This window comes from Flavobacterium hankyongi (genome assembly GCF_036840915.1).
Taxonomy (GTDB): Bacteria; Bacteroidota; Bacteroidia; order Flavobacteriales; family Flavobacteriaceae; genus Flavobacterium; species Flavobacterium hankyongi.
Window position 1 is genome coordinate 2975029 of record NZ_CP085725.1, and the last position, 15690, is coordinate 2990718.

Annotated in this window: 9 protein-coding genes; 5 read left to right on the forward strand and 4 right to left on the reverse strand. The window is 33.0% G+C overall.

The genetic code is table 11. The features are described from left to right. The first annotated feature begins 111 nt into the window (after positions 1–111). The 5 genes from LJY17_RS13590 (at position 112) to LJY17_RS13610 (ending at position 6914) form a co-directional block, all read left to right on the forward strand. Complete coding sequence (locus LJY17_RS13590; protein WP_264544355.1) at positions 112–936, forward strand: M48 family metalloprotease; 825 nt, start codon at positions 112–114, stop codon at positions 934–936. A gap of 1 nt (position 937) precedes the next feature. Further along, a complete protein-coding gene (locus LJY17_RS13595) occupies positions 938–1411 on the forward strand; it encodes a GNAT family N-acetyltransferase (RefSeq protein ID WP_264544356.1) in 474 nt (157 codons plus the stop codon). Between the two features lie 43 nt (positions 1412–1454). After that, positions 1455–2708, forward strand: coding sequence for an aspartate kinase (locus tag LJY17_RS13600; protein WP_264544357.1), 1254 nt, complete (start codon positions 1455–1457; stop codon positions 2706–2708). A gap of 89 nt (positions 2709–2797) precedes the next feature. Further along, positions 2798–6202, forward strand: a complete 3405-nt coding sequence (locus tag LJY17_RS13605; protein WP_264544358.1) for a hypothetical protein — start codon at positions 2798–2800, stop codon at positions 6200–6202. Between the two features lie 61 nt (positions 6203–6263). Then, the gene (locus LJY17_RS13610; protein ID WP_264544359.1) at positions 6264–6914 is read left to right on the forward strand and encodes a hypothetical protein; all 651 of its coding nucleotides are present in this window, start codon (positions 6264–6266) and stop codon (positions 6912–6914) included. 90 nt (positions 6915–7004) lie between these two features. Here LJY17_RS13610 and LJY17_RS13615 read toward each other — a convergent pair whose 3' ends face one another. Genes LJY17_RS13615 through LJY17_RS13630 form a run of 4 tightly spaced genes read right to left on the reverse strand, consistent with a single transcriptional unit; the run spans position 7005 to position 15662 of the window. Beyond that, positions 7005–9887, reverse strand: coding sequence for an alpha-amylase family glycosyl hydrolase (locus LJY17_RS13615; RefSeq protein ID WP_264544360.1), 2883 nt, complete (start codon positions 9885–9887; stop codon positions 7005–7007). Positions 9888–9933: 46 nt separating this feature from the next. Beyond that, positions 9934–11037, reverse strand: a complete 1104-nt coding sequence (locus LJY17_RS13620; RefSeq protein WP_264544361.1) for a SusE domain-containing protein — start codon at positions 11035–11037, stop codon at positions 9934–9936. Between the two features lie 17 nt (positions 11038–11054). Continuing rightward, positions 11055–12617 (reverse strand): RagB/SusD family nutrient uptake outer membrane protein, encoded by a 1563-nt coding sequence (locus tag LJY17_RS13625; protein ID WP_264544362.1) that lies wholly within the window; start codon positions 12615–12617, stop codon positions 11055–11057. Between the two features lie 9 nt (positions 12618–12626). After that, entirely contained in the window at positions 12627–15662 is a 3036-nt protein-coding gene (locus tag LJY17_RS13630) for a SusC/RagA family TonB-linked outer membrane protein (protein ID WP_264544363.1), read from the reverse strand. Between the last annotated feature and the right edge of the window lie 28 nt (positions 15663–15690).

The following is a 15690-nucleotide window of genomic DNA, read 5'->3' on the forward strand; positions in this document are numbered from 1 at the left end:
TTAGTGAAGCAAATATCATGATTTATTTTCTAAATTAAATCACAAAAAACTTCAAATTGAACCATTTTTATCACCTTAAGATATTTTATATTTGTTAGAAAATTATACACAATGAAAACAATTAAAATAGTTGGTTTAGCAGTAGTAATGTTTAGTGGAACGTTGCATGCGCAAATTAATCTTGGAGAAAAAGCATTAGGTGCAGTTCAAAAGGGTGTGGCTGGTTTTACATTTAACGATGAAGATGCAGCAGCTTTATCTAAAGAAGCTGTGGTGAAAATGGATGCCGAAAACAAAGTGGCTGGGCCAAAAGACGCATATACTCTTAGGCTGAATAAAATTTTTGGTAAACATAGTGCTGAGAATGGTTTGAAATTAAACTACAAAGTGTATTTAACTAAAGACGTAAATGCTTTTGCGACGGCTGATGGAAGTGTTCGTGTGTTTTCAGGATTAATGGATATCATGGATGATAATGAATTGTTAGCAGTTATTGGCCATGAAATAGGTCACGTTGCAAATCATGATACAAGAGATGCTGTAAAAGCAGCGTATAAAAAAGAGGCATTGGTAGATGCAGTGGCTTCACAGTCTGATAAAGTTGCAAAATTAACGGACAGTCAATATGCAAAAATTGGTAGTGCAATGATAGATAGTCGCCATAGTCGTCAACAAGAATCAGAAGCCGATCTTTTTTCATATGATTTCATGAAACGCCATAAGTATAATGTAAATGCTGTAGAATCGGCTTTTACCATTTTGGCTAAACAAAGTGAAGGAACCGAATCTAACTTTTTAACAAGAATGATGAGTTCACATCCAGAACCTAAACAAAGAGCTGAAGTTGCAAAGCAAAGAGCTATAGCAGATGGTCTTTATAAACCATATGTGAAACAAGCAGCAGTTAAAAAAGCAGTAGTAAAAAAGAAAAAATAAAATGATAATCCGAAAAGGAACGCAAGACGACATGGCTCATGTTCTTGAACTAATAAAAGAACTGGCTATATACGAAAAAGAACCTGATGCTGTTGTAATAAAAGAGTCTGACCTTGTTAGAGACGGATTTGGAGATAATCCACTTTTTTACACTTTTGTGGCTGAAGTAAATCATAAAATAGTAGGTGTTGCTTTGTATTATTACAGATATTCTACATGGAAAGGGAAAACAATCCACTTGGAAGATTTGATAGTTAGAGAAGAAATGAGAGGAACTGGAATAGGTTTCGAATTGTATTCTGAAATTATAAAACAAGGTAAAAAAGATAATGTACGTAGAATTGAATGGAATGTACTTGATTGGAACACACCTGCAATTAAGTTCTATGAAAAGTCTGGTGCTAGAATACTTGAGGACTGGCGAGTGGTTCAAATGGATGAAATAGGAATAAATGAATTTATAAATAAATTGTAAAAATCTGAGTCAAACCACAATATGGTTTGAAAAATAATAAGTTATGAGAATTTTCAAATTTGGAGGAGCGTCAGTAAAAGATGCTTCAGGTGTAAAAAACGTTTTTGACGTTTTGCAAAAAGTAGGTTACGAAGATGTGTTATTGATAGTTTCGGCTATGGGTAAAACAACCAATGCTCTCGAAGTTGTTATCAAGAATTATTTTGATAAGTCACCAGATTTGAATGCCTCTATACAAGAGGTTAAAAAATATCATTACCAGATTCTTTTAGATTTATTTGAAGATGAAGAGCATGAAGTGTTTCTTGATGTAGATAGTCATTTTGCTGATTTTGAATATTTCGTAAGAAGTAATAAATCGCCTAATTATAATTTCGTGTACGATCAAATTGTAAGTTATGGTGAAATTATTTCGACAACGATTTTAAGCCATTATATGAACTATAGAGGTGTTACTTCACAGTGGTTAGATGTGAGAAATTATATAAAAACAGATAATACGTATCGCGATGCTAATGTTGATTGGGATATTACTCAAAAGAACATTGGTAAGATCGCTAAAAAGAAATTACTTTTTGTGACACAAGGATTTGTTGGGTCAGATGAGAATGGATTTACAACTACTTTAGGAAGAGAAGGTTCAGATTATACTGCTGCAATTTTTGCTTATTGCTTAAATGCAGAAAGTGTTACAATTTGGAAAGATGTTCCGGGAGTTATGAATGCAGATCCTCGTTATTTTGAAAATGCAACACTTCTTAATCAAATATCATATCGAGAAGCTATTGAGTTGGCTTTTTATGGAGCAAGTGTAATTCATCCTAAAACATTACAGCCACTTCAAAGAAAAGAAATTCCTTTGTATGTAAAATCATTTATAAATCCACTTTTGCCTGGAACAAGTGTTTCTAAGGGAGAAGATTTAGAGCCTAAATCGCCATGTTTTATTGTTAAGAAGGACCAACTTTTATTGTCTCTTTCATCAATAGATTTTTCTTTTATAATGGAAGAAAACATTAGCGAAATATTTGCTTTGTTACATCAGCATAAACTTAAAGTGAGTTTGATTCAGAACTCTGCGATTAGCTTTTCAGTATGTATTGAAGATAAATTTGGAACATTTAAAGATTTAGTGAAAATCCTTTCTAAAAAATTCAAGGTATCGTATAATGAAAATGTCTCATTATACACCGTGAGACATTTTGATGAAAAAGCAATGAAAACTGTAGAAAAAAACAAATCGGTTTTACTTCGTCAAATGAGTCGCGAAACTCTTCAAGTTGTGACTAAGGAATAATTTTTTTAAAAAGCTATTTTACTCCAAAACACCAAAAATGGATATTTGCCTTAATTGCAATATCTTTGATGTTTTGGAGTTTCTTTTATATGTCTAAACTACAGGCACTTTTACTAATATTCTTTTTTCTTTTTTCGCTAAAAACCTTAGCACAAGAATCGCCGTATCATTTAAAAAAGGTTGTATCCAAACAAGATTCCATAAAAATTGATAGTATAAGCATTAATAAGAGTTTTTTTAAACTTCAAAATATAAAAGGTGAAGATATTGATACTTCTTTTTATAGAGTTGATTTCCCTAAAGCTCAGTTGGTTTTTAAAAATGGTTTTACTACTCAAGATACTTTAGTTGTTCGCTATTTAAAATTCCCTGATTTTTTGACTAAAGAATACATGATTTACGACAAAAATAAAGTCGTAAGCAGTGAAAATGGATTGGATAAATTATATAGGATTTCTAATGCAGGTGCCAAGAAATTAACTCCGTTTGATGGCTTAACTACTTCAGGTAGTATTTCAAGAGGAGTGACTATAGGGAATAATCAAAACACTTCAGTAAGTTCAAATTTAGATTTACAAATTGTGGGAAAGTTATCAGACAAAGTTAGTTTAAGAGCCTCAATTCAAGATAGCAATATCCCTTTACAAGAAGGAGGTTATTCACAAAAACTGGATGAATTTGATCAAATTTTCATTGAATTATTTAGTGATAAATGGAGTGTGAGGGGAGGAGATTTGTTTTTGGAAAATAGAAAAACTCGTTTTTTAAATTTTAATAAAAAGGTGCAGGGAGTTGCCTCACATTTTACTTTTGGTACTCCTGAAAAAAAGACCGAAATTTTTGCTTCTGGAGCATTGGTTCGTGGACAATATGCTAAAAGTAATTTTGTAGGTCAAGAAGGAAATCAAGGGCCATACAAGTTAAAAGGACCAAATGACGAATTGTATATTTTGGTTATTTCGGGTTCAGAGCGAGTTTTTGTAAACGGTATTCTTTTAAAAAGAGGAGAAAACAACGATTACGTTATAGATTACAATGCTGGAGAAATAACTTTTACTTCATTATATCCTATCACTTCCGAGATGAGGATTGTTGTAGAATATCAATATTCAGATAGAAATTTTACTCGATTTGTAGCTTATGGTGGTGTAAATCACGAACAAGAGAAATGGAGTTTGGGAGGTTACGTGTATTCTGAAAATGATGTAAAAAATCAGCCATTACAGCAAAACTTATCTACAGAACAAGCTCAAGTTTTAGCTAATGCAGGAGATGATCAAACATTGATGATTGCCCCTTCAGCAGTTCAAGAAGCCTATTCGGACAATAAAATTTTATATAAAAAAGTATTGATAAGTGGAGTAGAAGCTTTTGAGTTTTCTAATAATCCTGCAGATATTTTGTATAGCGTAAAGTTTAGTTTTTTGGGTGCAAATCAAGGAAATTATATTGTTTCTAGCACCATTACTAATGGAAGGGTTTTTAAATATGTTGAGCCAATTGCTGGAGTCATGCAGGGAAGTTATGAACCAGTAGTTAAATTAATAGCGCCAACAAAAATTCAGGTTGCTACAATGCTTGGGAAATTTAATCCAAATGAAAAAACACTTGTCGATTTTGAAGTAGGAATAAGCAATAATGACCAAAATTTATTCTCAGATATTGATGATAAAAACAATCAAGGACTTGCAGGGAAACTAAACTTTAAACAACGATTGTTTACTGGAAAATGGAATGTTGATGCTTTTGGTAATTACCAACTTATTCAAAAGAGCTTTAAACCTATTGAGCGTTTATTTGCTATTGAGTTTAATCGAGACTGGAATTTAACTAATCCTATTGGAAATCAAACTTTGATTGTTAGTGGTATTAATTTTTCGTTGGCAGAAAAATCAAATTGGAAATATCAATTTGAAAAACTAGATTTTTCTGAAAGTTTTTCAGGAGGAAGACATTTGGTTTCTGGTTTTTATAAAAACAAAGGCTGGTTATTTCAAAATGATGGAAGCTATATGAATAGTACTAGTAATACAACTACATCAAATTTTATTAGAAATCAAGCGTATGCCAAATATCATTTTAGCAAAAATTGGGTAGGCGGAAGCTTTAGACATGAAAATAATCAGGAAAAAGATAAAACAACAGCACAATTGTCTAATTTAAGTCAGCGATTTTCTGAAGTTGGAGGATTCGTTGGAAGAGGAGATTCTACAAGGGTTTTTGTAGAATTAGGATATCTTAACCGGGTAAACGATAGTATAAGTTCAGGTGCTTTAAAAAGAGTGAATACTTCTCAATCCTATTATCTGAAATCAAAATTAATACAAAGTGAGACTAGTGATTTGTCTGTTTTTGTTAACTATAGAAATTTAAAATATAAAGATTCAAGAGGCAATGAGCCTTCGCTTAATTCAAGAATTCTATACAATGACCGATTCTTTAATCAACTTATTCAGAATACAACAGTTTACGAAACCACATCGGGAACAATTCCTCAACAAGAATTTAGCTTTTTACAGGTTGATCCAGGAAAAGGGGTTTATGCGTGGAATGATTATAACAACAACGGAATACAAGAGATTCAAGAATTTGAAATAGCAGCTTTCCCAGATCAGGCCAAGTATGTTAAAATATTTTTGCCCAATCAAATTTTCATCAAGACACATCAAAATAAATTTTCGGAATCAATTACTTTGAATCCTAACATTTGGCAAAACCAAAGTGGCATTAGAAAGTTTCTTTCTTACTTCTATAATCAAAGCTCTTATTTGATTGAAAGAAAAATAAAAAGAGAAAATGACAATTTCGATTTGAATCCTTTTTCTACAAAAAATAAAGATTTGTTAGGCTTAAATACAAGTTTCAGAAACAGCTTATTTTACAATCGAGGAAAGCAAAAACATTCGGTTAGTTATAGTTTTATTTATAATCAAATCAAAAGTTTACAATCATCGGGAGAGCAGGAAGCCAAAAATACCTCTCACGAAGTACAATACATTCATCTAGTTAAAAAATATTGGCTGTTTACCTTGTCTGATAAAGTATTTACATCAATAGTAAATTCTGAAAATTATTTTGCAAGAAATTTTAAAATTAATGGAAATCAATTTGAGCCTAAAATTTCTTATTTATTTAATAAAAATGCCAGTTTAGATGTTTTCTACGAGTATAAGAGCAAAGAAAATAGTATTGGAGATAAGGAAGTGTTAAAACAAAATAGATTTGGTTTGTCGTTTAACTATCTAAGTGAGAAAAAGTTTTCTGCTAATGGTGAAATTTCCTCTGTAAATAATGATTTTAACGGTAATGAATTTTCGCCAGTTGGTTTCCAAATGCTCGAAGGATTACAAGCGGGTAAAAACTTAACATGGCGATTACTTCTTCAAAAAGGACTTACCGATTACTTGGATATAAATATTAATTACCAAGGAAGAAAGTCAGAGTTAAGTAAAGTAATACATACTGGAAATGTTCAGTTAAGGGCTTATTTTTAGAGAGTTATCTTTTTTAACAAAAAAATTAGTAAATTTAGCTTACATCTAAAAAATTAAAGCAATGAGAAAATTAGTATTGCTGTGTTTACTATTTGTTTTTTCTAATAGTTTTTACGCTCAGGAAACTGAAACAGCAAAAAAGACATTAAACGCTGCTGAAAAAGCAGAAAAAGCTAAATTAGCTAAAGAGAAAAAAGAAAAGGCCAAACTCGCTAAGGAAAAAGCAAAAGAAAAAGCTGAAGCCAAAGAGAAAAAAGCTAAAACAGCCGAAAACAAAGAAGACGCTAAAGTAAAAGAAGACGCAAAGTTAGCGAAATCGAAAGCTAAAAAAACAAAGGCAGAAGCCGAAGACAAAGTAAATAATGCTTCCGATAAAGGCGAAGCAAAATCGACTAAAGGTAAGACTAAAGCTACTGTAAACAAAGCAGATGCAAAAGTAAAAACCGAAGCAGATGATGCTAAATCAAAAGTAGCAAAAACCAAAGCTACTGCTAATAAAGCCGATGCTAAAGTAAAAGAAGAAGCAAAAGCAACAAAAACTATTAAGCCAAAAAAAGAAAGAGTTTCTACCGAAAAAGCAAATCCTAATACAACTGATAAAGTTATTGGAAAATATAACGACAGAAAAGTATATGAAGGTCCTAGAGGTGGTAAATATTACATCAATAAAAATGGAAACAAGACCTATATTGATGATGAAAAAGTAGAATAGTATTTACTTTTTTACATACTACAAAAAATAAAAGGCTCCATTTGGAGCCTTTTATCATAGAAATGGGGGTAATCTCAACTCAAACTTAAATTATTCTTTTATAAATTTTATAGTTCCTTGTCTATTATTATCGTTAGTTAGTTTTACAAAATATACTCCTTTTGATAAGTCAGAGATAGAAAAATTGTGTTCTGCTGTAAAACCTCCTTTGAAACTTTTTACAAGTTGACCAGTAATAGTATAAACATCTACATTTTTAATAGAGTCAGATAAACTGAAGTAATCACTTGAAGGATTAGGATACAACGTAATTGATTCAGTTAAATCAAATTGTTGAGTTGATAGACTTTGTGCTGGTTGGTTCCCATAAATTCTAAATCCTCCCGAAGTAACAGAAATTACTGCTTGGGTATCGGTTACATTTATAGATGAGCCATCCATTAAGTTGTACCAAGTTCCAGTATAAGGAAAATTTGGATTTATCGTCAAGTTGGCCACAGAAAAATTACCCAGTATTACAACATTTTTTAATGTAGTTGCAGGTAACGAATTATCAAAAACATAAACTCTTTGTTTTACAGTACTAGCATCGTTGCTAATTGTATAATCTCCTTCGAAAACAGCTTCTTGAGTTTTAAGAATGTTGAATTTTCTCCAATTGTTATAAATTACACTTCTATTTGCATCACCTAACCAATTTTCTGTCCATTGAGGTTGAGGTTTTGTGGCTAATTTACAATCGCCTGAAGTAGGATCTGTCTCAGTATTAACAGTGCCATTTGAACATGTATAAATTGAATCATCCATCCCTAATTCAGCAAAATGCCAAATCATTTTAGGACCAGGTACTAAAATAGAAACTGCGCCAATTGTAGACATTCTGTTCAAAGCATTTTGTAAGTTATTGAAAACAGGGAAAGCGCCACCAGCATTTCCGCTAGTAAGACCAGTATATATTAAACGTTCTTTGTCATGACTTTCAGGATACCCTAATAATCGTTTTCCTAAAAATGAAGGTCTGCTTTTGTTTCCAATACCGCTAATATCTGCACCAGCATTTCCTTTCATTAAAATTTCATACTGTGAAGTCATTTCACCCCACATCATAACACCTTTACTTGGATTTTCGGCTATACGATAATTTGCCCATTCCTTTTCCTCATTTTCAGTGCCTAAATGTTCAAAAATTGCATAATGTGTTGGATCTAATGACCAACAATGGTCTACATATTCTTTTAGAATAGCGACACGATCTGCTTGATATGAATTTGTACAAGAATCATCACCAGCTGTACAATTTTGAGTAAATCCTTTGGTCAAATCCCATCTGAAACCATCTATTTTATATTCTTGAATCCAATGTTTAGTAACTCTTTTTACATATTCTTTAGTGTATGTTGAAGAATGATTGAAGTCAGAACCTACACTATAACTATGTCTTGCGACTGTATTGAAATAAGGGTTTTCTGTACTTGGATCGCCCCATCCGTCACCATCAGGATCATTCATCCACATTCTATTCATAGGATTACGACCAAAAGCATGATTTAAAGCAATGTCTAAAATTACAGCAATACCATTAGTATGACATAAATCAATCAGTTCTTTAAGCTTGTTTGAAGGGCCATAGTGTTTGTCTAATGCCATATGAAAGGAAGTATTGTAGCCCCAGCTTTCATTGCCTTCAAACTCCATAACTGGCATCAGTTCTATAGCGTTGATTTTTAAATTTTTGAAATAGTCAATTTTATCGATTAAATCTTGAAAGTTTCTATCAGAATCAAAATCTCTTACCAAAGCTTCATAAACTATCAAATCTTCTTTTTTTGGTTTTGTAAAAGAAGTGTTTATCCATGGATAAGCTATTTGCCCAGTTTGTAAAACGGTAACTTCTCTTTCTTGTCCTACAGGATAAGTAGGCATATTAGGATAGGTTGATGCTGGTGTCCAAGGATCATCATAAGGTGATAATACCAAAGTTGAGAATGGATCTGCAGTTTTTACTAAAGAAGGTGAGTTAGCAATTGAGGTTTGATCTACAACCCAATACTGATAGTGTTCGATTTGACCTGAAGTTAATCCAGTTAGTTCCAGCCAAAATTTACCACTAGTTGGATCTTTTTTCATTGCATAAGTGGTAGTCGGTTGATAGTTGTTGAAACTTCCAGCGACATAAACAAAATCTTTGCTAGGAGCAGTTAAAACTAGGGTAGCTCTTGTAGGATCTGAAATGTTGTAATTAATGCCATCTTCTAAACCTCCAGCCATAGCCTGAGAAACAGTTCCTGGATTTACAATTACACTGAATTTTTTAGATTTAGTTACACTTGATTGAGTCACTTCAAGTATATAGGATGTATTTGAAGTAATGTTGGTATGATTGTAATTGTATGTTGAAACACCATTACTTGTATTGATGCTCACACCGTTTGCTTTTAAATTATAGTCAGCTACGCCATTTGTGTTATTTGCTGAAATGTTTAAGTTACTACCAGAAGTTATTATTGTTGCTGAATTTTCTACAGGAGAATTTAAAGTAACATTGAATAAACCTACTTCGGCAAAGATGTCTTGACTTTTTTTGTCACCATCTCCATTCTTCGCTTTTACTAGAAAACCTATTCGGCCAATGTTTGACCTGTTATAAAAGGTATTCGGTGTAAAAGTTATTGTGTAGGTATCTGATCCCGAATTGTAGATCAGTCTATTGGTTTCGCTAGAATTTTGCCACGAGCCATTTGTGGGACAATCTTGGTTATTTGTATCATTAATATCATATGACCATGCCCACAAATACAAAGCATTACCTGTTACACCCCAGGTTGCTTCACTAATTGAGCTTCCTTGAAAAGTTAATGTAATAGATTGATTTTCTTCAAAAGCGGTTGGGTTAACACTATAACTTATGGTTTGTTGTTGTGCCCAGCTTATAATTGAAAAAAAGAAGAGAAATATTTGTGTAATTTTTTTCATTGTATCTGTATGTTAAAAAAGGCTGGTTTGTCCAGCCTTTTTTTAATTACTGTATACTGTAAGTATATTTTCTAGGATTGCTTAAATCTAAAATTACCGTGTAGGTTCCAGGAGTCGAAACTGTTAAGTTTGGACCTCCAAAATCCATTGAATCATCGCCATCGTTATCAGCTCCTAAATTTAATGACCAACCATTATTTGCTCTGAATTTGAATTCACCAGCAGATAATGCAATTGTTATTTCCCATTTTTTTGTTGTCGGGTTATACGTCATGTCATGATCTGGAGCAGGATCAGGCCATCCATTAGGAGTTGCAGAACCAGTTATTGCCCAGATAGTAGGGGTTAATGAATAGCTTAGACCATTAGGGTTGTCTGATGTTGTTGGTTTTGTGTTAGCTTTAATATAATAATAACCAGGTGTAACGCCAATATTATCTCCAGGTGATGTAATTACCCCACTAAAAGTACCATCGTCACCAAATATTCCACCGTTCCAATCTGATTGATTAGTAAATTTAAAACCATCACTAGGTGAAACTTCGGTTGTCGCAAAATATACAAAACCTTCAAAATCTGTTTTACCATATGCAGAAGCTGCTAAATTTGGAGCAGTTGAATGAGTCCAATCTGAACCGTATCCAGAATCAGTTTGATAACTTCCAGGTAACCATAGTTTTGGTAAATCAGTTGTGAAAGGAGTTATGTTTATAGTTATATCGTTTGAAATAACTTCCATAACATTAGATGTCCCTAAAGAAGCTTTTACTCTAATGTCTAAGCTTCCAGCAGTGAAAGGAATAAGACCCGCTTCAAGAACTTTAGCATTAAATTGCTCGTTACTTAAAGATATTTGTCTCGCATTTGTAGTTTGTAGTGATATTGGGGCAGCAAATTCAGTTCCTGCCAATGCTATCTCAACATCATAATTTACTTCTGTACTTATAGAGTATTTGGCATGATTCCAAACAACTGTGATTGCTGGATTAGTTGGGTTTGCTGGATCAAGCACATATGATGTGCCCTCTTCTGGTGATACTAGTACTGGTTTGTCACCAACTTCGACAATTGGGTTTTTGTCTTCTACTTCGCAAGCGGTAAAACCAGCAAGTAAAGTCATTATTGATATTATTTTGAATATTTTTTTCATTGTTCTTTGTGTTAAAATTAATAACCAGGATTTTGAGTTAAATTAGGATTTGCTTGTAATGCAGTTGTTGGAATAGGGAATAGGTTGTAATTAGCAGAAATAGCTTGTCCACCAGCAACACCACCTTTCCAAGGCCATATGTATGTGTTTCCTGCAAACTTTCCAAATCGAATCAAATCAGATCTTCTATGTCCTTCAAAATTTAATTCTCTACCTCTTTCGTCAATAATAAAGTCAAGATTTAATTCAGTAAGCGTTATTGGTGTTGCACCTGCTCTATCTCTTATGTCATTTACATAAGTTAGTGCTTGAGATGTTGTTGTTCCAGTTGCTCCTCTCACCGCACATTCTGCATACATTAAATAAGCATCTGCTAATCTAAATAAAGGGAAATCAGTTCCTGAAAAATCTGTTGATCCAGATCCTCCTGATAAATTTGAATTTCTGAATTTTATAGCAGGATACCCATTTGTCCAAATTTTATAATCATTCATTTCATAAGTATGACCATTTTTCCAAAACAAGTGTGCTCTTGAATCAGGAGAAGCGTCTAAAGCAGTTGGTGTGCTGCCAAATAGCCCGTACCAGGCTTTTGTTGCTCTATGCCCTCCCCAACCTTGTAATGCACCATAATTACTCAATGTCATAGTATCTGAACTTAAGCTCCCATTTACTATATAAGTTGTGTTTCCATAACTTTGGCTAGAAACTGCATCGGCAAGTAATGGGAAAATAATTTCTGGAGAAGTATTGTTGTCACCTGAAAAGTTAGCTAAAAAGTTAGGAGCTAGAGTATATCCTCCTTCATCAATTACCTTCTTGATATAAATAGCTGCGTCATTATAACGTGCAGTACCAGTGTAAACTTCAGCATTAAGGTAAAGTTTAGCTAATAACATACGAACAACAGATTTGTTTGCTCTTCCGTAAGTGTTAGTTGTAGAAATCTTACCTTCTATGTCTATAAGTTCACTTTCAACAAAATTGAACAATTGAGTTCTGTTAGATTCAGGTACAGCAGTTGTTGAATTTAAGTCGTTTTCAGTTACAATTACACCTTTTCCAAAGCAGTCAATCATGTAATAATATGCTAAGGATCTCAAAAAACGTAATTCACTTATATATTGCTCTTCGTTTGGTACATCAACACCTTCTTTTAATACTTTAAGTATATTATTTGTTTGTGGAACTGTATAATATACTCTGTCATAAAGATATCTAAAGAATTTATTGTTAGGAGTCCAACCTTTAGTTGTTGTTAATTGATCAAGGCCATCATCTCCCCATCTGTTTTTTATTGCATCAGCAGTAAAATCTTGAAGGTTAATAATTCCCCTCAAAAAAGCCGTTTCTCCTGGGTCTGGTCCTGAAATATCTGCGCTACCTGGGCCGTTTGGTCCAGACAAAGCGAAGGTACCATACATTTTCGATAGCAATCCTTCTATTGCTTGTGGATCATTAGCTAATAATTGGTCTAATGAAAGTTCTACTACTGGTTTAGTATCTAAATCATTTACACAAGAAGCGAACAATAGTCCAATTAAGCCAAATCCGATAAGTTTTAATCTTAAATTTTTCATTTTTGATGTTTAAAAGTTAGCATTCACACCAAAGCTAAATACTTGTGGTCTTGGATAGAAATTGTTGTCGATAGCATTAAAATTTTCAGGATCCTGACCTGAATATTTAGTTACTAAAAACAAATTGTTTGCAGCCACATAAAGGCGTAACGATCCGTTTTTGATAGCATTATTTACTCTGTATCCTAAAGTGATGTTTTCACATCTTAAGAAGCTAGCATCTTCAAGAAAATAATCTGAGAAATAACGTGGGTCATTATTGTCTTGGAATAAAATTGGGCCACTTAATATATTTGTTAAGGCATTACTGTTTACAGGAACTACTTGGTTTGCATTACCACTTTGCATTGCTCTTGCATTATAAGTTAGTCCTCCTACTTGACCTCTAAAACTTGCTGATAGATCTATGTTTTTGTAAGTAAAAGTTGTTCCAAAACCAAAAGTCCAGTTAGGGCGCATTGCTTTGTAGATTCTGTCTTCAGCCGTTATTTGGTTATCATTGTTTCTGTCAACGAAAGTTCCTTCAATTGGTAAGCCATTACTGTCATACACTTGCTCAAAAACCCAAGCAGAAAATGGTTGATTTCCTAGTGGGTGATACGCTAAGCTGACACCAGTACCAATGGGTAAACCAGAATCTGGAGCTGAAACTGAGCTTCTTCCTTTTAAATCTGTTACTTCAGTGTGTGTAAATGCTAAATTGCCATTTACATCCCAGCTAAAATTGTCTGTTTTTATAGGTTTAATATTTAAACTTGCTTCTGCTCCTTCTCCTTCTGTTGAACCAATATTAGAAACAAATTCATTTGATAAACCTTGACCCGGAAGAGTAGGTACTTTTACTAATAAGTCTGTTGTTTTACGTTTATATACATCTAAACTTCCAGATACGATATCACTGAATAATCCAAAATCTAAACCGGCATTATAAGTTGTTGTTTTCTCCCAAGTAATATTTGGGTCAAATGGAAGTGCAGAGTAGGAATTAAATCCTGGTAAATATTGGCTACTACTTCCAGCAGGATTAAATAATGGAGTAGAAGGGAAATAACCTACTGCCCCAGTAATATCTTGCTGCCCAGTTTTTCCCCAACCTAAACGTAATTTTAAGTTGTTGACAATTTTATTTTCTTTCAAGAATGATTCCTCAGAAACTTTCCAGGCAAATGCTGCAGCTGGGAAGTGTCCCCATCGTTTTTCTTTTTTAAATAATGAGGAACCATCTGCTCTATAGGAAAATGTAAACAAATATTTATTTGCCAAATCTACATTAGCTCTTCCAAAGAATGACTCTAAAACTAAAGGTTGATAATATCTGTTTGTAGGGTTTTGAGGATTAAAAACTACCTCTCTTAATCCTGTTGTGTTATTGTATTGGTATAGTACTTTGTTTCCATCATTTTTAAAACTTTGATAGGAATAACCACCTTGTACATCAAATTTTTTCAAGAATCCATTTAATTCTTTTGTGTAAACTAAATATGAATCTAAAGTTTTATTAGTTATATGCTGATTTTCTCTATAATTCTCACCAGGGTTATATACTAAAGTACCACTAGGTAAAATTCTTAAAGATTGAATCGCATTTTCTGAATAAACTTCTCTGATTTTCGATCTTGAAGCTTCTAATCCTAAATTTACTACTGCTCTAATTTCTGGAAAGAAATGTAATTTGTAATCAAACTCGATATTACCTAATAATTTTTTGATTTGTTCAGGTCTTTCTCTTTGATATAGTATTGATAATGGGTTGTCTGAACCTTGTTTGCCTAGGTTTCCGTTGTTTACACCTACATTGAAATAGTCTAGTGGTTTTGTAGGATCCATATTTATTGCACCGCCAAAAACTCCACCTTCATCAATGGCATTTTTTTCAGACCAAGATCCTTTAGCATTAATATCAATTTTAAGATGATTGTCAAAAAGAGTTGGAGTTAATTTTAATGAAGTAGTAACTCTCTCAAATTCATTTGTTTTAACTAATCCTTCAGCGTTTGTATAACCTACAGAAGCTCTAAAAGGTATCTTTTTTAATAAATTAGCTCTAGCACTAAAATTATTATCGGAAGTTACCGAGTTTTGATAAATGGCATCTTGCCAGTTAGTGTCTGATAAAATTCTACCTTCTATTTGAGGAGTTAGAGGGTTGTCTTCATTTGGATCGTTAACTGGAGAAGTTGAAGGGTCATCTACTCCTAAATTATGTGTTTGGTTAGGAAAATGTGTTCTTACAAATTCTGTAAATTCAGGTCCTCCCATCATTTTAATTCTGTCTCTTGCATTTCCTATGGCTATACTGCTGGAAAAATTAAATTCTGGTTTTCCAGTAGTTCCTTTTTTAGTCGTTATGATAATTACACCATTCGATGCTCTTGATCCATATATAGCAGTAGCAGATGCGTCTTTTAAGATACTGAAGGTGTCAATGTCATTAGGGTTAATTAATGATAATGGGTTTCCATTTCCTGCCGCGTTTACTAAATCAATTGGCACGCCATCTATTACAATCAATGGATTATTTTGTGCACTCAATGAACTGCCTCCTCTAATACGAATGTTAGGTGCAGAATCAGGTGCTCCACCAGCAGTTGTAATTCTTACGCCTGGTGCTTTACCTGTTAATAATTGATCAACAGAAACTACAGGTCCTTTGTTAAAATCTTTTGTAGTAATTAAATCGACTGATCCAGTAGCATCTTTTTTCTTAACTGATCCATAACCAATTACAACTACTTCATCAAGTTTTGAAGATTCTTCTTGTAAACCAATAGTTATATTGTTTTGTCCCGTAAATGTTATTGTTTGTTCAGTAAATCCTAAAAAGGAAAAGGTGATTATATCTCCTTGCTTTAAATTTGTTAATATAAAGCCTCCGTCAAAGCCAGTGGAAACTCCATTAGTTGTTCCTTTTACAAGTACGTTTACTCCAGGTAATGGTTCTCCTAATTTTTTGTCAGTAACAATTCCTGACAACTTACTCTGAGCGAGCAAAGTAGCTGGTAGCATGAGTAGTAAAAGTAAAAACTTGTTATACAATGTTTTCATACAATTTGTTTAGGTTAAAAATTGATTT

What these genes read in the sequence shown, in the direction of transcription:
- LJY17_RS13590 (WP_264544355.1), top strand. Translation starts at nt 112, where the DNA reads ATGAAAACAATTAAAATAGTTGGTTTAGCAGTAGTAATGTTTAGTGGA.
- LJY17_RS13595 (WP_264544356.1), top strand. Translation starts at nt 938, where the DNA reads ATGATAATCCGAAAAGGAACGCAAGACGACATGGCTCATGTTCTTGAA.
- LJY17_RS13600 (WP_264544357.1), top strand. Translation starts at nt 1,455, where the DNA reads ATGAGAATTTTCAAATTTGGAGGAGCGTCAGTAAAAGATGCTTCAGGT.
- LJY17_RS13605 (WP_264544358.1), top strand. Translation starts at nt 2,798, where the DNA reads ATGTCTAAACTACAGGCACTTTTACTAATATTCTTTTTTCTTTTTTCG.
- LJY17_RS13610 (WP_264544359.1), top strand. Translation starts at nt 6,264, where the DNA reads ATGAGAAAATTAGTATTGCTGTGTTTACTATTTGTTTTTTCTAATAGT.
- LJY17_RS13615 (WP_264544360.1), bottom strand. Translation starts at nt 9,887, where the DNA reads ATGAAAAAAATTACACAAATATTTCTCTTCTTTTTTTCAATTATAAGC.
- LJY17_RS13620 (WP_264544361.1), bottom strand. Translation starts at nt 11,037, where the DNA reads ATGAAAAAAATATTCAAAATAATATCAATAATGACTTTACTTGCTGGT.
- LJY17_RS13625 (WP_264544362.1), bottom strand. Translation starts at nt 12,617, where the DNA reads ATGAAAAATTTAAGATTAAAACTTATCGGATTTGGCTTAATTGGACTA.
- LJY17_RS13630 (WP_264544363.1), bottom strand. Translation starts at nt 15,662, where the DNA reads ATGAAAACATTGTATAACAAGTTTTTACTTTTACTACTCATGCTACCA.